This window comes from Blautia sp. AF34-10 (assembly GCF_003477865.1).
Taxonomy (GTDB): Bacteria; Bacillota; Clostridia; order Lachnospirales; family Lachnospiraceae; genus Fusicatenibacter; species Fusicatenibacter saccharivorans.
This window is the reverse complement of the sequence record NZ_QUED01000001.1, coordinates 27,128-48,053: the sequence shown is the minus strand read 5'-3', so window position 1 is coordinate 48,053 and position 20,926 is coordinate 27,128. Positions and strand designations below refer to the sequence as shown.

The following is a 20,926-nucleotide window of genomic DNA, read 5'->3' as shown; positions in this document are numbered from 1 at the left end:
ACGGGAACAAAACGGGAGTGTAATGCATACCGTAAAAAGAGAGGCCGGATGGGAGAGAACAGGTGGGAGTATATCAGATTCTCGGCGGAAGGCGGCTTTGCGGAACGGTAACAGTCCAGGGTTCCAAAAATGCCGTTCTTCCCATGATCGCGGCGGCGGTTCTGACAAAAGAGGAGGTCGTGCTGGAAGGCTGCCCGAAGATTTCCGATGTGGAGGATATGGCGGAGATTGTAAGAAGCCTTGGCGGAACAGTCTGGTGGGAGAGGAATGCGCTCCACCTGAACTGTGAAAAGATCGAAAAAAGCCGTGTGGAGGGAGCGCTTTCGAAGAGACTGCGCGCCTCTCTTTTGTTTCTGGGAAGTCTTCTTGCAAGGACAGGGGAGGCATACCTTGCAGGGGCCGGCGGCTGCCGGATCGGAAAGCGGCCGACGGACCTGCATCAGAGGGCAATGGAGCTTCTGGGAGCCGAGGTCTCGAGGAGGGCGGCACCATTCGGGCAAAGGCAGATCATCCGAAAGGAGCCGTGCTCTGCTTTCCGAAAAAGAGCGTCGGGGCGACGGAAAATGCGGTTCTTTTTGCTGTCGGAGCGGAAGGTGCAACAAGGCTGGAGCACTGTGCGCGGGAGCCGGAAGTGGTTCATCTCTGCCGGTTTCTTAAGGCCATGGGAGCGGAGATTACCGGCGAGGGGACGGAGCAGATTACCGTTTACGGAAGGCGGGGAAAGAGACTGCTGTCCGGCTGCCGGTATCGTGTTCCGGGTGACCGGATCGCGGCAGGGACGTATCTTCTGATGGGCGCGGCGACGCGGGGGCACCTGACGCTTTCCGGCGCGCCGCTGGACGAAATGGGGGCGGTTCTGTCCCTCTATCAGAAAATAGGTGGACAATATACAAGGAAGAGTGGTACACTGGTAGCAGACAGCAAAAACGTGCAGCATGCTGTTCCGTACGTGGAGACAGAGGAATATCCCGGTTTTCCGACGGATCTGCAGTCGCTGTATCTGGCGGCAGCGATGACGCTGGAAGGAAAGAGCTGTATCTGTGAAAATGTATTTGAGGACCGCCTCCGGACGGCAGAGGAGCTGCAGAAAATGGGCGGTACGCTGCAGATCTGCGGAAAATGGCTGACGGCCGAAAAAAGCCGTCTGCACGGTGCAGAAGTTGTTTCCCAGGATCTTCGGGGCGGCGCGGCACTCGTATCGGCGGCGCTTGCCGCAGAAGGATTTTCCACAATCCGGCAGACAGAACTGATTGAGCGGGGGTATGAACGGTTTCCAGAAACGCTCCGGGAACTCGGAGCCAAGATTATCGTAGAAAAAGAAATATGAGACAGAAAAAAAACAGAAAAAAGAAGAAAAACAGAAAAATACGGATTCTGACCGGGGTGGTGCTTGGCGTCGGCCTTGCAGGTGCCTTGTTTTTTAATGTGTTCAAAATCCGCAATATCCAGGTGGCGGGGAACACCCGGTATACAAAAGATGAAATCAAAGAGATGGTCGCGGACGACAAGTGGATGAAAAACACGGTGCTTCTTACGACGTTTCATTCGAAGGTTGATATGAGCGATATTCCTTTTATGAACTCCGTGGAGTTTACGTTTGTAAGCTATGACACCATCTGCATCCAGGTAAATGAGAAAAAAGTGGTCGGTTATGTCGAGTACGAGCAGAAGGTCTATTTTGACAAGAACGGCATCGTGCTGGAGTGCGTGGACGAGGAGCAGGAAACACCTGCGGAGGGTGAGCCTTCCGACGGAACCGCCTCCGATGGAACGAGTGCGGATGGATCCCTTACGAGTGAGCCGCTTGCATCCGAAAGCAGTACGTCCGACGGTGCGCTCTCGGCAGATACGATTAAAAGTGCACGTGTGACAACGACAGACTTTCAGCCGACCCTTTCCGATGTTCCGCTTGTAACAGGACTTACGTTTGACTATGTGACCGTGAACAAGCAGCTCCCGGTTGAAAAACCGGCAGTTTTCCGCACCATGCTCGCACTTACGAGAATGACGGAGAAATACAATATCACGCCGGACAGTGTGGAATTTAATGAGAACAGCGAAATTATTCTGCATTACTATGATACCGTGCGGATTCTGCTTGGAACCGATACGGCGTTAGAAGAAAAGATGACGCGCGTAGCAGCAATCCTGCCGAGCCTTTCCGGTCTTTCCGGAGAACTCCATATGGAGGATTACAAGGACGGCGACAGCAGCTTTGTCTTCTCGAAAGATGTATAAGAGGAAAGGAAAGCCGTCAAAAAAACGCAATAATCCTGAATTTTTTATGAAATACGAAAAAAACAGTTGATTATTTTCCGAAGAAATTATATTATATCTTTATGTATGACCATCAGAATATCAGACTATTTTGAGATAGACAGCAGTTCATAATCAAAAGGAGGAAGTTGAAATTGTTAGAGATCATGACAAATGAGGCAGAATCATCTGCAAAGATTATCGTAATCGGTGTAGGTGGTGCAGGAAATAATGCTGTAAATAGAATGGTGGAGGAATCCATCGGCGGCGTTGAATTCGTTGGAATCAACACCGATAAACAGGCGCTGACCCTCTGTAAGGCACCTACCATTCTCCAGATCGGCGAGAAGCTGACCAAGGGACTGGGCGCAGGAGCAAAACCTGAGGTTGGAGAGAAAGCAGCCGAGGAGAGCATCGAAGAGCTCAAACAGATCATGGAAGGCGCTGATATGGTATTCGTCACCTGCGGTATGGGCGGCGGAACCGGAACAGGTGCAGCACCGGTTGTAGCAGGCGTTGCAAAAGAAATGGGCATTCTGACTGTCGGCGTTGTAACAAAACCGTTCAAATTCGAGGCAAGAACCCGTATGAGCAATGCGCTGATGGGAATCGAAAAACTCGAGGAAAACGTAGATACCCTGATCGTGATCCCGAACGACAAACTTCTTGAAATCGTAGACCGCCGGACAACCATGCCGGAGGCATTAAAGAAAGCAGACGAGGTTCTGCAGCAGGCCGTACAGGGCATCACAGACCTGATCAACCTGCCGGCACTCATCAACCTCGACTTCGCAGATGTTCAGACCGTTATGACCGACAAGGGTATCGCCCACATCGGTATCGGCGAGGCAAAGGGCGACGACAAAGCGCTCGAGGCTGTACAGCAGGCTGTTTCCAGTCCGCTGCTTGAGACCACCATCGAGGGTGCAAGCCACGTTATCATCAACATTTCCGGAGATATCTCCCTTATGGATGCAAACGATGCTGCAAGTTACGTACAGAATCTGGCTGGAGAGGATGCAAACATCATCTTCGGTGCTATGTATGATGATTCTGTTACCGATACAGCGAAGATCACCGTTATCGCAACAGGTCTCAACGATGCAACGGCGAAACAGGCAAGCGTATCCCGCAAAGAGCCTGCAGATGCAAGAAAGAGCGCATTTTCCAGCAGCAGCTTCTCTGCACAGGCAGCCGCTCCGGTACACACTGCTCCGAAAGCTTCCGCTCCGGTACAGCCGCAGCCACAGGTTCAGGTGCAGCCGCAGGTACAGGCTCAGCAGACCATGACAAGCAATGTTCCGAAAAAGGACATCCAGATCCCGGATTTCTTAAGAAACCGCAGATAAGCAAAGAATAATAAGCAAATAACGAATTTGCATCGACACGCCGCAGACCGAAAATGTTGCGGCGTGTCGAAGTTTGTTGATCAAAAAAGAAGGTCATTCTTCCGAAAACGACAAAAAATTCACCCCCTTCCGTCTATAATAGGGTCTGTTAGAAATTCAGACCATGCAAAAGGCGCAGGGGGTGTTTTTTTGCACTATGAGATCTTTCTGGATCTTCTCTTTGCAGAGAATCTTCTGCTGAATTATACTATTCTGCGCCTTTCCTCCTTTCTTCTGAAACGATCTGCCACGCGAAGAAGGAGTTTTGCGGCAGCCGCGCTCGGCGCCGGTTATGCGGTGCTGTATGCCGTGTTTGCACGGTATCTGCCGGGTGCGCTGCTCGCCCTGGTCGGAATCGGAATTACAACAGGGATGGTGAAATCTGGCTGCAGAATCACGACAGTACGGGATCTTGTGGTGGGAATGGCAGGCTATATACTGTCCGGTTTTCTGATCGGCAGTGCATACCGCCTGTTCCGGGAGCTGATGCCGGGAAGGGGAATTTTTCTTTTTCTTCTTTCCGGGAGTGCCGCATATGCGGGAACACTCCTCCTGCTGAAGATCCGAAAGGAGATGCTCCTGGAACACGCCAGGCAGGTTACGGTACAGCTTGTGCAGAATGGGAAATGGAAAAAAGTAAAAGGACTGTACGACACGGGCAATACTTTGCGGGATGCCACAACCAAAAAGCCGGTCTCGGTCGTACCGTACACTGTGATACTCGAATTGTTCCCGGACGAAATGCGGACAGGGATTGCGGCGCTTGCAAGGCACGAGACGGTGCCGGAGCCGGAACGGCTTCTTGCGCTGCAGCCCCGTTACATACCGTTTCGCGGACTGGAAGGCCGGGGCTTTCTGCCGGTGATCCGGATCTCGGAAATGATTCTTGTGACAGAACATACAGCCAGGCACATAAGCGGACCGCTGATTGCGCTTGGCGGAGAAAATAGTTCATCTCCCAGGGGCTATGAAATAATTTTGCATCCAGATCTCATGGAAGGACAGGAGGAATGAAGTATGCTGCAGGCTGCACTGCCAAACGGATTCCGGCTTCGTATGCTGCCGCGGTCCGTGCCGGCTGTATTTCGTCAGACAGGGGAAATTTTTTATATCGGGGGCACAGATGTTCTCCCGGCGCCTTTGGAAGGACAGGAGGAGGCCGATGCGATTGCGGGGCTTTCCGATCCGGAAAACGAGACGGCAAGGAGCGAGCTGATCGAACACAACCTGCGTCTCGTCGTCTACATTGCACAGAAATTTGATAATACAGGAGTTGGTGTGGAGGATCTGATTTCGATTGGAACCATCGGCCTCATCAAGGCAATTAACACGTTCAATCCGGAAAAAAAGATCAAGCTTGCCACGTACGCGTCCCGGTGCATTGAGAACGAGATTCTGATGTATCTGCGGAGAAATAACAAGACACGGATGGAGGTCTCGATCGATGAGCCGCTCAATGTAGACTGGGATGGAAATGAGCTTCTTTTGTCGGATATCCTCGGAACGGAGGAGGATGTGATCTATCAGGGGCTCGAGCAGGAGGCGGAACATCGCGTGCTGGGAAGCGCAATCAGCAAGCTCTCTGAGCGGGAGCAGGTGATCGTGAAACTCCGGTTTGGCATCAATATGCCAGAGGGGCGGGAGAAAACGCAGAAAGAAGTCGCGGATCTTCTTGGAATTTCACAGTCGTATATTTCGCGGCTGGAAAAACGGATTATGAAACGGCTGCGGAAAGAGATTGCGCGGTATGAATAAAGAATAGAAAAATTTCCTTTCTCAGGGCGTGTTTTAAAAAAAATTTTTCAAACACGCCCTAAGCAATTGCTTGTCTTTTTCTGATAAGAAAAGTATAATAGAAAGCATAGTGCAAAACAGGAAGACAAACCGGACAGAACGGCAGAACGGTGCCGTTCTGAAATCTGAGTTTTGTACGAAGAAAAAAGGGAGGAAATAAAAGAAATGGAACGAGAGACATTCCAATCGCGCCTTGGCTTTCTTCTGCTTTCGGCAGGCTGTGCCATCGGCATCGGAAATGTATGGAAATTCCCGTACATGGTAGGAAACAACGGAGGCGGCATTTTCGTGCTGTTTTATCTGTTGTTCCTTGCCATTATGGGAGTTCCGATTCTGTCGATGGAGCTTGCCATCGGAAGAGGAAGCAAAAAGAGTACCGTGCGCGCGTATGGGGAACTGGAGAAGAAAGGGCAGAAGTGGCATATCCATGGATACGTTGCCCTCATCGGAAACTATCTGCTGATGATGTTCTATACGGTTGTTGCAGGCTGGATGCTGTATTATTTTTACAGCTTTTTAACCGGAAAATTCAGTGGCCTTAAGGGGGACGCTGTAACTGGAAAATTCAATGAGATGCTTTCATCTCCGTCTATTCTTGTCATCACGATGCTGCTGATCACGATTGCAGGCTTTCTGATCTGCTCTGTTGGTCTGCAGAATGGTGTGGAGCGTGTCACAAAAGTGATGATGATTGTACTGATGGTCGTTATGATTTTCCTTGCGGTTTACAGCTTTACAATGCCAGGCGCAAAAGAGGGTCTGAAATTTTATCTGGTGCCGGACAAGCAGCAGATTGAACAGGTGGGACTGTTCCACATTATCACAAGCGCGATGAGCCAGGCATTCTTTACGTTAAGTCTTGGTATCGGCGCAATGCTGATTTTCGGAAGCTACTTAAACGGAGGAAAATCGCTGCTCGGAGAGGCGATCAATATTGCGGTGCTCGATACGTTTGTAGCCATCACCGCAGGTCTTATTATTTTCCCGGCGTGCTTTTCCTATCACGTACAGCCGGACAGCGGCCCGAAGCTGATCTTTATGACACTGCCGCACATCTTCACCTCGATGAAGGGCGGACGGATTTTCGGAAGCTTTTTCTTCCTGTTTCTGTTCTTTGCGGCACTGTCCACTATCATTGCTGTATTCGAGAACATCATGTGCTGCTTTTCCGAGATTTTCGGTGTTTCCAGAAAACAGTCAGCAGTCATCAACTGCATTCTGATCATTTTAGGATCCCTGCCGTGTGCGCTCGGCTATAACGTGTGGTCCGGCTTCCAGCCGCTTGGCGCAGGAAGCACAGTTCTCGATCTCGAGGACTTTATCGTCAGCAATCTGCTGCTACCGGTCGGTTCACTGATCTATCTTTTATTCTGTACATCAAAGTGGGGATGGGGATTTAAAAATTACCAGGCAGAGGCAAGTAAGGGCGATGGTCTGAAAGTGCCGGACTGGATGCGATTATACCTTACGTATATCCTTCCGCTGCTGCTTCTTGTATTAATTGTCCAGGGACTGATTGGATAAGCAAAAAGAGAAGAAAAAAGGTCAATATCAGATAGAAAAAAGATAAGAAAAGAACTGGAAAAAAAGCAGAAAATACGAGATAATAAAAGACAGGAAGCCAGTCATGTGCCGGAACCCGGGATTTCCTTTGGGTGTTCCGCACATGTTGGATAGAAAAGTATGCAGGAGAAAGGGGAACAATATGGGAAAATTTACACCATTGGATTTCGAAGATACGTAGCGCTTGCCCGTCAGGCAGCAGCAGAGGGATGTGTCCTTCTGAAAAATGACAACGAGGCGCTTCCGCTTCGCAAGGGGGATAAAGTAGCCGTTTTCGGAAGAATTGCATTCCATTATTATAAGAGCGGACTGGGCTCCGGCGGACTCGTCAACACCAAATATGTGGTTGGCATTCTGGATGCCTTAAAGAAGAAAAAGACATCACGCTCGATGAGAATCTTCTTGGAACATATGAGAAATGGATCGAGGAAAATCCATACGACGAAGGCCAGGGCTGGGGAAAAGTGCCGTGGTCCCAGAAAGAGATGGAGCTCACCGACGAGATTGTGGAGAGCGCAAAAGGCGCCGATGCAGCTATTGTTGTTGTAGGCCGTACCGCAGGTGAGGACCAGGACAACAAAAGCGAGGCGGGCAGTTATCTCTTGACAGATACCGAGCGTGAGATGGTAGAGAAAGTCAGCAAAGCGTTTGCAAGAACGATCGTTGTGCTGAATGTCGGAAATATCATCGACATGAAATGGGTGAAAGAGTGCAATCCTGCAGCTGTTCTCTACGTATGGCAGGGCGGTCAGGAAGGTGGAAACGGCGTTGCCGATGTGCTGATGGGAAGAGTCAGCCCGTGCGGTAAACTGACGGATACCATCGCAGAAAATATTGAGGATTATCCGTCGACCAGCTGCTTTGGCGATCTGGTAAGAAACGAATACAAAGAGGATATCTATGTAGGATACCGCTACTTTGAGACTTTTGCAAAAGACAAAGTATTATATCCGTTCGGATTTGGTCTTTCCTACACAACCTTTGCAGTAACCGCAGAGGCGAAAGAGAAAGACGTCGATCAGGTAACCGTAACGGCAACCGTAGAGAATACAGGAAAAACGGCCGGTAAAGAAGTTGTTCAGGTATACGTAAAAGCTCCACAGGGCGTTCTTGGAAAACCAGCCCGCGCACTCGTCGGCTTTGCAAAGACCGGTATTTTAGCTCCTGGAGCAAAAGAGACCGTGACCATCAATGTGGCAAAAGAAAGCTTCGCATCCTATGATGACAGCGGTGCAACGGGACACAAATCCTGCTACGTACTCGAAGAGGGCAGCTATGAGTTTTATGTCGGAAGCGATGTCAGAAGTGCAGCTTTCGCAGGCGCTTACGAGCAGCCGTTTAAAGTGGTTGAGACGCTGACCGAGGCAATGGCGCCGGTCGAAGCGTTTGAGCGTATGAAAGCCGTTGCAGGTGAGGACGGCACATTAAAACCGGGATACGAGGCAGCCCCGCTGCGCACCGTAGATCCGGCAAAACGCATGAAAGAGAACCGTATGGAGCCGATTCCGTACACCGGAGACAAAGGCTATAAGCTGGGCGATGTGCTGGATAAGAAAGTAACCATGGAAGAATTCGTGGCACAGCTTTCCGATGATGATCTGATCTGCATGTTCCGCGGCGAGGGTATGTGCAGCCCGAAAGTAACGCCTGGAACCGCAGCTGCTTTTGGCGGTCTGACACCGGAATTACAGGAGTTTGGCATTCCGGCATCCTGCTGTACCGACGGTCCTTCCGGACTTCGTTTTGACTGCGGAACAAAAGCCTTCTCCATGCCAAACGGTACGCTGCTTGGCTGTACGTTCGATCTTCCGCTGGTAGAAGACCTGTACGAGATGGCAGGACGCGAAATGAGACAGAACCGTGTCGATGCGCTTCTTGGACCTGGTATGAATATTCACAGAAATCCGTTAAACGGACGTAACTTTGAGTATATTTCCGAGGATCCGTACCTGACCGGATGGATCAGTGCTGTACAGATTCTTGGTATGGAAAAATCCGATGTAACCGGAACCATCAAACACTTCTGCGGTAATAACCAGGAGTCGAAGCGCCACACCGTAAATGCGGTTGTTTCCGAGCGTGCACTGCGTGAGATCTATCTGAAAGGATATGAAATTGCAGTCAAAGAAGGCGGCGCAAGATCCATTATGAGTACATACGGACCGGTCAATGGTATCTGGACTGCAGGAAATTACGACTTGCTGACGACTATCCTGCGCGGGGAGTGGAACTACGACGGCTTTGTAATGACCGACTGGTGGGCAATGTCGAACCGAGAGGGTTATGAGGCAACAAGAACCACACATGCACCGATGGTATCCGCCGGAAATGATGTCTTCATGGTATGCAATGACTGCACTGATATGAGCCAGGATGATGTGAAAGAAGCACTGGAAAAAGGTGAGATCACAAGAGGTGATCTGCAGAGAAATGCCATGAATGTCCTTCACTTCATTCTTGGAACACCATGTATTTTACGTTTCCTTGACCGCATCAGCGAGGAAGAAAAAGAAGCACAGGAGCAGCAGGGAGATAACGATTTTGTTGCAGCAGACCTGGTAACGTATGAGGCAGATCCGGAAACAGGTGATGTTGTCATTGACGCTTCCGCATGGGAAAATAAAAAAGGAACAAGCGAAGTCTGCGGTGTTTCCATTCTGGCAGATAAAATGGGAACTTATGATATCGAGATGGAAATGAAAGCAGACCTCGAAGACCTGGCACAGCTTTCCGTTACAGTATATATCGACAATATTGTAAAAACCGTTATCAGCATCCGTGGAACAAAAGGCGAGTGGATCAAAGAGACCAGAGATCTTGGCTTCTTCTTTGGATCCAATCACTATCTGAAACTGTATTTCGGTGCAAACGGCATGCAGCTTGGCAAGATTCGTCTGAAATTAAGAGAAGGCATGGAAGCGCTGAGCAAACACGAGGAATAAATAAAAAAAGAAATACAGAGAAAAACCGGAACCCGGGAGCCGCTGTTTGAAAGCGGTGCCGGGTTCCGGTTTTTCGTATGAAAGAAGATTTTTATGGAAGAAGCTGTTTTTTAGTGAAGTTCGTCCTCATCCACATCAATCACATTGTCATCGTGCAGGATTTTCTGCTGGTTGATCTCGGTCTGGATGACATTTTTGATCCGGCGTTTTGCGCGGCCCATGTAGTAGGTGGTGACAAGATCGGAAATGCCGCTGTAGATAAGGCAGATACCGATGAAAATGTTGGTAGTGGCAACAGCATCGAACGGATTCGTGCAGATGATGATGCCGAGAACGCTGGTTAACAGAGCCAGCAGAAATTCGAGCCACCATTTTTCCAGACCTGCTTTTTTGAGGTTGAATGCTTTCTGAATGCTGAGCAGTCCGTTTGCCAGAAGGATGATACCGATGACAACCGGAATGAATGCGATCACAAGGTCACTCTCAAAGATAACAAAGCAGCCGAACAGAATCAGCACCAGGGCAACGAACAGATCGTAGCGGAAGAAAAACGGTTCGCCGCGGCTTGCAATGTAGCGGATCAGCGCAACAACGCCGCCGAACAGGAGCAACGTTCCGGCGATATAACAGATCAGCAAACTCGTTTTTACGGGGTAGACGATCAGCACGATACCTAGTATAATAGAGACAGCGGCTGAAAGCAGGAAACTGTTTTTCACATCCTGAAAAAATTGTTTCATAAGGATTCTCCTTTCCACTTGAATGTGGTTTTTCGTTTGCTTTTATAGTAGCTTTTCAAAGCAGAAAAAGCAATGGACAAATTGAAAAAAATGTACGAAGAAATGGAATCGTGAAACGGAAGAAAGAGAGGGTAAAAAAGATGCAGGACGAACAGAAAAAGTTCCAGGAGAAGCTCTCCGAATTGCTGTCCTACGCCAGAGACCATGAAAATAAAGTAACGATGAAAGAAGTCAGAGACTTTTTTGAAGACTTTGCACTGGATGAGCAGAAAGTCACCTTTGTCTGCGAATATCTGACGATGGAGCAGGTCGATGTGGCAGATTATGAGCCGGGCGTCGTGCCGGAGGAGACCGAAAAAGAAAAGAAAAAACCGGAGTTTTCCGAGGAGGAGCTGCGTGCCTTACAGCAGTATCTTGACGAACTGCCGGAGACAGAAACACCGTCGGAGGAAGAAACGGCAGAGCTTTACCGGAAAGCGGCAGAGGGCGATTCCCTTGCAAAGAGCATGCTCGTGCAGCTCTGGCTTCCGAAAGTTATTGAGACCGCAAAAGAAATGCACACCCGCGATTTCTTCCTGATGGATCTGGTGCAGGAGGGAAATGTCGGACTTTTAGTAGCGCTGGAGTCCGTTGTAAAAGCTGAGACGGCGGAGCAGGCGATTGATGCGGCTGTGCGTGAGACGATCAGCGATTTCATGGAAGAACACAGAGTTCAGAAACACAAGGACAATACTGTAGTCAATAAAGTAAACCGCTTAAAAGACGCCATCGAGGAACTCTCCGACGGCGATGACATGGATTTCAGTGTGGCAGAGCTTTCCGCGTATCTTGACATGTCCGTGGAAGAGATTGAGGATATTCTGCGGATTGCAGGCGAAGAGCCGTAACAAAAGGCTGGTATTTGCACAGAAACTGTGTGAATTGGCAATAAAACAAAAGCAAAGGAGAAAAATACAATGGTACATCATATTGTTATGTGGAAATTCAAACCGGAAGTAGAGGATGCAAAGAAACCGGAGCTGAAAAAAGCGATGGCAGAGAACCTGAAAAGCCTGGTCGGCAAAGTGCCGGGACTGTTGACGGTTGACTTTGTAGAAGCACCGCTTGCATCTTCCACCCATGATATGGCACTTGTCACAACCCTGGAAAAAGCAGAGGATGTAGCTGTATATGCAAAACATCCAGAGCACGTAAAAGTAGCAGACACCTATGTACGTCCGTACACAACGGAGCGTGCGGCACTCGATTACGAAGAGTAAAAACAAGCACGGACTTTAGCTCGTTGCCCGTGTAAATAAAAAAGTATCCCGCTTCCCCAAAAGGAACGGGATACTTTTTTTGTGCCGAGAAGATCAATTCCTGATCTGGTGAATACGTTTCATTTAAGTGTTTTTCTGTTCTTCCTTCTGCAGTTCGTCAATTGTAAGCAGCAGCTCATCGATGGAAACCTCTTCGTCCTTCGGATCTTCCGTAAATTCTCTGACCAGTTCTTCGTACGTTCTTCTTCTGTGTTCCAGCGCTTTCCGCGACCGCTCCCGCCGGATGCGGCGGACATACCGCAGGCGGAGGACAAAGAGCAGAATCAGAACGAGAAGGACAAACGGCATCGCCAGAAAAACAGGATCTGCCTTCCGGATACGGGCAAAAAGGGATGCACCGGCCGAGGCAAGATGGCGGAACCAGGAAGCGGCATGCACAGTGCCTTTCCAGAACGCTGCGAAATGGGAAGCCACAGATGAGAAGGAAACCGTGGATGATGCCGGTGCTTTGGAAACGGCCGGTTCCGGTGTCTGGGTTATGGCCGGTGTTTCGGTCGGCGTCGCAGTGGCAGTCGGCGTCGGTGTCGCCGTCGGAACCGGTTCAAACGTTACGGCAAGGGTATGATCCTTCTGGATATCGGAAAATGTGTAGCTGTCCGGATATTCCGTCACCGGCAGATACAAGCCGTCCACCGAGAGCTTCGCGAGCCGGAAGCCTTCGTCTGCCGTGTAGGAAACGGTTTTTTCCTCTCCGCGGGAAACTTCCCCGCCCTCGGACACCGAGCCATGCTCCGCCGCGGAAGTGGAAACCGTGAACAGATACGGCACCCGGGTGCGGTAGAACTGCACGTACCGTCCACCATCTGCCTTTGTTACGTTTACAATCGCAATAAATTCCCCAGGATTTGTCTCGCAGAGACCCTCTGGTTCATTGATGGTGATATCGTCGGAAAAGCCAAAATCAACCGTGTCGTCCGCAAGCAGTGTTTTCTGCGAGAGCGAGTATGTCTGGATAAAGTTTCCGATTCCGAGATGCATCGTCAGCGGAAAAAGAAAAAAGAGATCGCCGGAAACACAGAGATCCTGAAAGTTTTCCATGTAAAAATCGAAGGGATACGTGCCCCAGTCATCCACCACCTGAAGTGAGGCATCGAGGAGTTTAAAGCCGTAGCCGCCGTCCGCATCGGTCTGGATCAGATAGCCGCCGGTGGAGGGAAGATAATCAATACCGAGAATATTGTAGCTTGTCGAGAGCTGGATCCGCTCTTTCTGCTCGAGAGTATCCGGGTCGAGGCGGAAGATACATCCGTAATTGGAAGCATCCGGGCTGCTGTAGCCGCTCACGAGGATTTCATGTGTGACGGGATTGTATGCCATACCGTTTGCGTGAGCAAAGTCTGCGTCCCTTACCTGATGCGCGAGGGAATACTGCGTAACGGGATTTCCGTCTGCGTCTGTATCATTTTTATAGTAGGCAGAGACTACGTCCGGCTCTGTCGTCAGATCATTAAAATTTTCGATGCAGATGATATAATCTTCCGTCGCACAGACGGACTGCACCGCGCCGTTGCTGCCGAGAATCGGATATTCCCCGACCAGTTCCCAGGAGGCACCGGTAAACGGCGTACTGGAGGCAAAACCAGCCTGACAGAGTATGGGATGAGCGAGGAAGAGAAAAATACCCAGAAAAAGGGCAAGAAAAAAACGACCGGATTTCTTGCCAGTGGGAGATTTTATCGAAAAATTTGTAAATGCAAGCCGCATATGATGTGTAGGTCCTTTCTTACAGAAAAAAGGTGAACTTTTTCTGTCATCCTATCTTACCACGGAACCGGCGGAAAGTAAATGAAGGAGGGATGGAGATTTTCTTACATATCGTTTAAGAAAATGTAATAATTTTGTAGTGTTTGCCGATGCAAAGTAGTTGTAAACATTTTGCCGTCTTGGTAAAATAAACATAACAGAATTCAGAAAATTGTGAAGAAAAAGGAAAGGCAGAGAACCGATGATTAGAATCAAAGATATTGCAGACCGCGCAGGGGTCAGCCCGACGACGGTTTCGAATGTAATACACGGAAAGACAGGGCGCGTCTCAAAGGCGACGGTCGAGAAAATCAACCGGATTTTAAAGGAGATGGAGTACGTGCCGAGTATCAGCGCGCGCATGCTGGCGAACAACAGCTCCGGTCTCATTGGTGTGGCGCTTGGTTTCATGAAGAAAGGAAATGCATCTTCCTTTGAGGATCCCTTTGTGTCGGCAATGCTCGGAAATCTGGAGTATCAGATCCGGGAACACGGCTACTATATGATGCTGGTTGCGCGCCATGAGCAGGATGATCTTATGCAGCAGGCGCTCGGCTGGAATTTTGACGGCATGATTGCGATGGCTCTGAAGGAAAAGGAGATTGCAGAGCTCTCGGAACGTCTCGGAAAACCGCTGGTAACCATTGATCAGTATCTCCCGCCGGAACTTGGAGTCCGCTCCATTACGATGGATGACCGCGGCGGTGCGTACCAGATGAGTCAGTACCTGATTGGAAAGGGACATAAAAAATTTCTCTTTTTATCCGACTGCGATCTCGGTGTTGACCACTATCGGTGGCTCGGTGTGCGTCAGGCGATGGAGGAGGCGGGAATTGAGGACTTTGAAAGCCGCCATATTGTGATCCCGTGGAATCCAGAGCAGAGGGAGAAGGCATATGAGGAGATGCTTCCGTTCTTCAAAAAACAGACAGCGCTCTTTTTTTCATCGGATTACTATGCACTTGAAGCATCCAACTTTCTGCAGAACAGGGGAATAAAGGTTCCGGAGGAAATTTCAATTGCGGGCTTTGATGATGTTACTTATGCGACACTTGCGCGGCCGAAGCTGACTACCGTGCATCAGATGGTGGATGGAAAAGCACGCCGTGCCGTAGAGGTCCTGATGCACCTGATCCAGGATGAGCCGGTACAAAAAGATATTCCGCCATTGCCGACAACGCTGGTGGAACGGGAGTCGGTAAGAGATCTGACGAAGTAAATAGTTACCAAAATTACAGAAAAACTCTTGTAGAAACTGCTGGTTTTGCGCAAAACTATTGAAAAATCACCGTGAAGTATGGTAAACTGTGCTTGCAAACGACAGAATCAAAGAACCAGACACGTTCTGGGGATGAAATAAAGGAGGTAAAAAAATGGACAAAAAATGGTGGAAAGAAGCCGTAGTGTATCAGATTTATCCGCGCAGCTTCATGGACAGCAACGGAGACGGTATCGGCGATTTAAATGGTATCACATCCCGTCTGGATTATCTGAAGGATCTTGGCGTGGATGTTATCTGGCTGTCTCCGGTGTACCAGTCACCAAACGATGACAATGGATATGATATCAGCGATTACCAGGCAATCATGCAGGAATTCGGAACAATGGAGGATTTTGACCGCATGCTTTCGGAGATGCATAAAAGAGGCATCAAGCTGGTCATGGACCTTGTTGTCAATCATACTTCAGATGAACACAAATGGTTCGTGGAGAGCCGCAAATCGAAAGACAACCCGTACCGCGATTATTACATCTGGCGTGATGCAAAAGAAGGAAAAGAGCCAAACAACTGGGGAAGCTGCTTCTCCGGTTCTGCATGGAAATACGATCCGCAGACCGAGATGTATTACCTGCATCTGTTCTCAACAAAACAGCCGGATCTGAACTGGGAGAATCCAACGGTTCGAAAAGAAGTTTTCGATATGATGAACTGGTGGTGTGAAAAAGGCATTGACGGTTTCCGGATGGATGTCATCAGCATGATCTCCAAACCGGAAGGGCTGCCGGACGGAAAAATTCCGGAGGGCGGACTCTACGGTGATTCCGGCTGCGTAAACGGACCGCATGTTCATGAGTATCTGCAGGAGATGAACAAGGAAGTCCTTTCCAAATATGATCTGATGACGGTCGGTGAGTGTGCCGGTGTCACGATCGAGGAGGCAGAAAAATATGCATCCGCAGACGGCAAAGAGCTCAGCATGGTATTCCAGTTCGAGCTGGTTGAGCTGGCAAGCGGAAAATACGGCAAATGGACGGACAAACGCGTACCGCTCAAAGATTTCAAACGCGTCATGACAGCATGGCAGACGGAGCTTGAGGGCAAGGCATGGAACAGCCTCTTCCTTGGAAACCACGACCAGCCGCGCTGCCTGTCCCGTTTCGGCGATGATTCACCGGAATATCGCGTAGTCAGTGCCAAAATGCTTGCAACCTGCCTTCATATGATGCAGGGTACCCCGTACGTATACCAGGGCGATGAGCTCGGCATGAAGAACGTTCCGTTCCACGATCTGTCCGAATTCCGCGATATTGAGAGCATCAACGCGTTTCACGAGCTGACCGGAGCCGGAAAAGTAGCGCCGGACGATATGATGCGCTACCTGAACCTGCGCGGAAGAGACAATGCAAGAACTCCGATGCAGTGGGATGATACCGCTTCTGCAGGATTTACCACAGGAACCCCGTGGATCAAAGTCGGACCGGATTACGAGACCGTCAATGCAAAAAATGAGATGGCGGATCCGGATTCTGTATACAATTATTACAAGAAACTGATTCATCTCCGGAAAGAGAAGGATATCATGGTTTACGGAACGTACGAGCTGCTCGATCCGGAAGACGAGGCACTGTATGTATATACCAGAACCTTAGGCGATCAGAAACTCCTCGTGATGTGCAATTTTACAAAAGAGGAGCAGGAGTACACGGTTCCGGAAACCTTTGCAGGAGCAGAGGTACTGATCAGCAACTATCCGCAGGACGGCGCGGCAGCAGGGACACGAAAACTGCGTGCGTATGAGGCAGTTGTTCTGGAAACCAAATAAAAAATGCAGAGGAACCTGTGGCAGAACGGATTTTTGCCACAGGTTCCCGTTCTCAAAATACGGCAAAAACCGGTAAGAGTAAGAAAGGGGAAAATAAAACATGAAATCATATCTGAAAATGGAGACACATCCGCTTGCAGATCCGAAGAATGTAGTAAAGGGCGATAAATATCGTATCACGGTGCTGACGGAGCATCTTCTTCGGCTGGAATACAGTGAGGACGGTGAATTTATCGATGCGGCATCCCAGACGGTTGTAAACCGTGATTTTCCAGCAGTGGAATTTTCCGTCAAAGACACAGGCGATGAGCTGGAGCTGCGTACAAAGTATCTGCAGCTGAATTACAACAAAAAGGCATTCTCTGCAAACGGACTTTCCTGCAAAACAACGGCAGTCGGCATCAGTTCTGTACCGGCATGGCATTACGGAGATCCGACACAGGATCTTGGAGGAACGGCCCGTACGCTTGATCAGGTCAACGGAGCATGCGAACTGGAACCTGGTATCATGTCCTGGTTTGGTTCCGCTGTTCTGGATGATTCGAAGTCGCTTCTGATGACAGAGGACGGTTGGGTGACCCCGAGAAAGAAAGGGGTGCAGGATCTGTACTTCTTCGGCTATGGCTGGAATTTCCGCCTGGCATTAAAGGATTTCTACCACCTTTGCGGCAAAACTCCGATGCTTCCGAGATTTGCACTTGGAAACTGGTGGAGCCGTTACTGGCGTTACAGTGAAGCATCTTATATGAAACTGATGGAAGACTTCGACAAAGAGAACGTTCCATTCTCGGTTGCTGTTATCGATATGGACTGGCACCGTGTAGACGATGTGGATCCGAAATACGGCAGCGGCTGGACCGGATACAGCTGGAACAAAAAACTCTTCCCGGATCCGGAGCGTTTTCTTGGAAAACTCCATGCACGTGGCATGAAGACAACACTGAACGTCCATCCTGCAGACGGAATTCGTGCGTATGAGGACTGCTATCCGGAAGTAGCAGAAGCTATGGGAGTGGATGCAAAAAAAGAAGAGCCGGTCAATTTTGACATTGCGGATCCGAAATTTGTTGATGTATATTTCGACAAAGTCCATCATCCGATGGAAAAAGAGGGTGTCGATTTCTGGTGGATTGACTGGCAGCAGGGACAAAGTACCAAGATCGAGGGTCTTGATCCGCTGTGGATGCTGAATCACTATCATTTCCTTGATAGTGGAAGAGACGGAAAACGTCCGATGACCTTCTCCCGCTACGCAGGACCCGGCTCCCACCGCTATCCGGTCGGATTTTCCGGAGACACTCACATCACCTGGGAATCACTGGATTTCCAGCCATACTTTACCAGCACAGCCTCCAACATCGGCTATGGATGGTGGAGTCATGATATCGGCGGCCATATGCTTGGCTACCGTGACGATGAGCTTGAAGCAAGATGGTATCAGTACGGAGTCTTTTCTCCGATCAATCGTCTGCACAGCTCTAACAGTGCCTTCAGTGGAAAAGAGCCTTGGAACTTCAGTATGGAAGTGCGCAGCACGATGGATGATTTCCTCCGTCTGCGTCATAAACTGGTGCCGTATCTGTATACGATGAACTACCGTGCATGGAAAGAGGACACACCGATCGTTGTTCCGATGTATTATGATTACCCGGAGACGGTTTTCTGGGGCAAAAATCAGGCACCGAATCAGTACTTCTTCGGAAGCGAGCTGATGGTAACACCGGTGACAACGAAATGCATTCCGGAGCTGAAGCGTGCAAAAACAAAGGTGTGGCTGCCGGAAGGTACGTGGTTTGATTTCTTCAACGGAATGATTTACGAGGGTGGCAGAAGTATGGATCTGTACCGTACGCTCGAGGAGATCCCGGTTCTTGCTAAAGCAGGTGCGATTATCCCGATGACAGAGAAGATCAGTGCGCTGGATGTAGAATCCAACCCGGATGAGCTGACGGTACGCGTTTATGCGGGTGCAGATAATACATTTATCCTGTACGAGGATGATAATACTTCCATGGCGTATGAGAAGAATGACTGTGCAAAAACGCCGATGACGCTCGAATGGGGTGCACGAAAATTTACAATTGCACCGGTTGAGGGCAATCAGAGCCTTGTTCCGGAAAGCAGAACATATTGCGTAGAATTCGGTGGAAGTAGTGCAAAAGAGGCAAAGGTCTTTGTAAACGGCGTGGAAGCGGATGCAGAAGTCAGAGAGAAAGACGGACTTCTTGCTATCGCAGTGGCAGATGTAAAACCGCAGGATACCGTGACAATCTGTCTGCCGGAAGATACGGAGATTGCAAAGAACGATGTCATGACACGTGCGATGGATCTGCTGCTGCACGCCGAAATCAGCTACATCACCAAAGAGCAGATCGCAAATCTTCTTCACAAAGCAGACGGAAAGGTAGCAATTCTGGCTGCAGAGCTGCAGAGCATGGAACTTTCAAATGATCTGCGCGGTGCGCTGCTGGAGATCATTACGGCATAAATTGCTGCAGAAAAACACGATTTGATTTACAGAAAAAGAATTCTGTGATACGATACATACAAAGAAAAGGAAGAGAGCGTGGCAGTGGATTCTGTCAGGCTCTCTTCTTGAAATGTGAGACAGGAGGATTTTTAAACGTGGGAAAATACATCATGGCACTTGATGCCGGCACAACGAGCAACCGCTGTATTCTGTTTGATCAGAAAGGACAGATCGTAAGCCTTGCGCAGAAGGAGTTTACCCAGCGTTTCCCGAAACCGGGCTGGGTGGAGCACGATGCCAATGAAATCTGGTCCACGATGCTCGGTGTAGCCGTGGAGGCAATGCAGAAAGCGGGTGCGTCCTACGAGGATATCGCGGCAATCGGCATCACAAACCAGAGAGAGACGACGATCGTCTGGGACAAAAAGACGGGAGAGCCGGTCTACAATGCAATTGTATGGCAGTGCCGCAGAACATCGGAATACTGCGATTCCCTGATGGAGCGCGGACTGGTTGACCGTTTCCGGGAGAAAACAGGTCTTGTGATCGATGCGTATTTTTCAGCCACGAAGCTGAAATGGATTCTAGATGAAGTTCCGGGCGTGCGCGAGCGGGCGGAGCGAGGCGATCTCTATTTCGGAACGGTGGAGACGTGGCTGATCTGGAAGATGACAAAGGGAAAGGTACATGTCACCGATTACACCAACGCGTCCCGTACAATGCTGTTCAATATCCATACCCTGAAATGGGATGAGGATATCTTAAAAGAGCTGAACATTCCGCTCTGTATGCTGCCGGAAGTCCGCCCGTCGAGCTGTGTCTACGGGGAGACGGCATCCACATATTTCGGCGGCCCGATTCCGATTGCGGGAGCAGCGGGAGACCAGCAGGCGGCGCTGTTCGGCCAGACCTGCTATGCGCCGGGCGAAGCGAAAAATACATACGGAACAGGCTGCTTCCTGCTGATGAACACGGGAGAAAAGCCGGTTTCTTCGACACACGGTCTTGTTACCACGATTGCATGGGGCATCGGGGACAAGATTACGTATGCGCTCGAGGGATCCATTTTCGTCGGCGGAGCCGCAATCCAGTGGCTGCGCGATGAGATGAAGCTGATCGAGTCCTCGGCGGATTCCGAGTACATGGCGCAGAAGGTGAACGACACGAACGGCTGCTACGTCGTGCCGGCGTTTACCGGCCTTGGCGCACCGTACTGGGATCAGTATGCGAGAGGAACCATTCTCGGCCTGACCCGCGGCGTCAACAAATACCATGTGATCCGCGCAACACTGGAGTCGATCACGTATCAGGTGGATGATGTCTTAAAAGCGATGGAGGCAGATTCCGGCATGAAGCTCTCTGCACTGCGTGTGGACGGCGGAGCAAGCGCCAACAATTTCCTGATGCAGTGCCAGGCGGACATCAGCCAGGCGCCGGTGGAGCGGCCATGCTGCATCGAGACGACCGCGATGGGAGCAGCTTATCTTGCGGGACTCGCCGTCGGCTACTGGCCGGATCAGGAGACAGTAAAACAGAACGGAGCCATTGACCGTACGTTTGAGCCGGAGCTCTCGAAAGAGGAGCGCGATGAGAAGATGAACGGATGGCACAAAGCAGTCCGTTACGCCGAAGGATGGGCGAAATAGAAAAAGATTTTGGAAATGCAG

General features: G+C 49.9%; 15 protein-coding genes and 2 pseudogenes. 15 read left to right on the top strand and 2 right to left on the bottom strand.

Annotated features, from left to right (window positions below):
• Positions 1-62 precede the first annotated feature (62 nt).
• The 9 genes and pseudogenes from DWZ60_RS18560 to DWZ60_RS21020 all read left to right on the top strand — a co-directional run.
• Positions 63-470: pseudogene (locus tag DWZ60_RS18560) on the top strand (UDP-N-acetylglucosamine 1-carboxyvinyltransferase); the annotation flags it as partial.
• A gap of 53 nt (positions 471-523) precedes the next feature.
• On the top strand, positions 524-1,327 hold the full coding sequence (locus DWZ60_RS17645; protein ID WP_158576256.1) for a hypothetical protein: 804 nt from the start codon (positions 524-526) through the stop codon (positions 1,325-1,327).
• A complete protein-coding gene (locus DWZ60_RS00230; protein ID WP_119221104.1) occupies positions 1,324-2,238 on the top strand; it encodes a cell division protein FtsQ/DivIB in 915 nt (304 codons plus the stop codon). The genes DWZ60_RS17645 and DWZ60_RS00230 overlap by 4 nt, the downstream gene beginning before the upstream one ends.
• A 185-nt stretch (positions 2,239-2,423) precedes the next feature.
• Positions 2,424-3,605, top strand: a complete 1,182-nt coding sequence (gene ftsZ / locus DWZ60_RS00225; RefSeq protein ID WP_055219889.1) for a cell division protein FtsZ — start codon at positions 2,424-2,426, stop codon at positions 3,603-3,605.
• A gap of 189 nt (positions 3,606-3,794) precedes the next feature.
• Positions 3,795-4,658 (top strand): sigma-E processing peptidase SpoIIGA, encoded by an 864-nt coding sequence (locus DWZ60_RS00220; protein WP_158554986.1) that lies wholly within the window; start codon positions 3,795-3,797, stop codon positions 4,656-4,658.
• 42 nt (positions 4,659-4,700) lie between these two features.
• Positions 4,701-5,399: an RNA polymerase sporulation sigma factor SigE gene (gene sigE, locus DWZ60_RS00215; RefSeq protein ID WP_330377007.1), complete on the top strand. Its 699-nt coding sequence runs from the start codon at positions 4,701-4,703 to the stop codon at positions 5,397-5,399.
• Between the two features lie 204 nt (positions 5,400-5,603).
• Entirely contained in the window at positions 5,604-6,962 is a 1,359-nt protein-coding gene (locus DWZ60_RS00210; RefSeq protein WP_055265757.1) for a sodium-dependent transporter, read from the top strand.
• Positions 6,963-7,121: 159 nt separating this feature from the next.
• Positions 7,122-8,239 (top strand): annotated as a pseudogene (locus tag DWZ60_RS21025) (glycoside hydrolase family 3 C-terminal domain-containing protein); the annotation flags it as partial.
• Positions 8,240-8,368: 129 nt separating this feature from the next.
• Positions 8,369-9,943 carry a glycoside hydrolase family 3 protein gene (locus DWZ60_RS21020; RefSeq protein ID WP_442857783.1) on the top strand — a complete coding sequence of 525 codons (1,575 nt, stop codon included), beginning with the start codon at positions 8,369-8,371 and terminating at the stop codon, positions 9,941-9,943.
• A 110-nt stretch (positions 9,944-10,053) separates the two neighbouring features.
• On the opposite strand, the gene DWZ60_RS00200 is transcribed toward DWZ60_RS21020, so the two are convergent.
• Positions 10,054-10,683 (bottom strand): HdeD family acid-resistance protein, encoded by a 630-nt coding sequence (locus tag DWZ60_RS00200; protein WP_119221102.1) that lies wholly within the window; start codon positions 10,681-10,683, stop codon positions 10,054-10,056.
• Positions 10,684-10,823: 140 nt separating this feature from the next.
• On the opposite strand from DWZ60_RS00200, the gene DWZ60_RS00195 reads away from it, so the two are divergent.
• Together DWZ60_RS00195 and DWZ60_RS00190 are read left to right on the top strand one after the other, a co-directional pair.
• Positions 10,824-11,570, top strand: a complete 747-nt coding sequence (locus tag DWZ60_RS00195; protein WP_147342020.1) for an RNA polymerase sigma factor region1.1 domain-containing protein — start codon at positions 10,824-10,826, stop codon at positions 11,568-11,570.
• A 69-nt stretch (positions 11,571-11,639) separates the two neighbouring features.
• A complete protein-coding gene (locus DWZ60_RS00190) occupies positions 11,640-11,942 on the top strand; it encodes a Dabb family protein (protein ID WP_022462610.1) in 303 nt (100 codons plus the stop codon).
• A 123-nt stretch (positions 11,943-12,065) separates the two neighbouring features.
• On the opposite strand, the gene DWZ60_RS00185 is transcribed toward DWZ60_RS00190, so the two are convergent.
• Positions 12,066-13,706, bottom strand: coding sequence for an InlB B-repeat-containing protein (locus DWZ60_RS00185; RefSeq protein WP_117801961.1), 1,641 nt, complete (start codon positions 13,704-13,706; stop codon positions 12,066-12,068).
• Positions 13,707-13,947: 241 nt separating this feature from the next.
• Between DWZ60_RS00185 and DWZ60_RS00180 the strand changes: the two genes are divergently transcribed.
• From DWZ60_RS00180 to glpK, 4 genes are all read left to right on the top strand, one after another.
• Complete coding sequence (locus DWZ60_RS00180) at positions 13,948-14,964, top strand: LacI family DNA-binding transcriptional regulator (protein WP_117814334.1); 1,017 nt, start codon at positions 13,948-13,950, stop codon at positions 14,962-14,964.
• A gap of 154 nt (positions 14,965-15,118) precedes the next feature.
• Complete coding sequence (locus tag DWZ60_RS00175; RefSeq protein ID WP_117509631.1) at positions 15,119-16,789, top strand: glycoside hydrolase family 13 protein; 1,671 nt, start codon at positions 15,119-15,121, stop codon at positions 16,787-16,789.
• A 100-nt stretch (positions 16,790-16,889) separates the two neighbouring features.
• Positions 16,890-19,277 carry a glycoside hydrolase family 31 protein gene (locus DWZ60_RS00170; protein ID WP_118660211.1) on the top strand — a complete coding sequence of 796 codons (2,388 nt, stop codon included), beginning with the start codon at positions 16,890-16,892 and terminating at the stop codon, positions 19,275-19,277.
• 137 nt (positions 19,278-19,414) lie between these two features.
• Positions 19,415-20,905: a glycerol kinase GlpK gene (gene glpK, locus DWZ60_RS00165; RefSeq protein ID WP_055219824.1), complete on the top strand. Its 1,491-nt coding sequence runs from the start codon at positions 19,415-19,417 to the stop codon at positions 20,903-20,905.
• Positions 20,906-20,926: the final 21 nt, after the last annotated feature.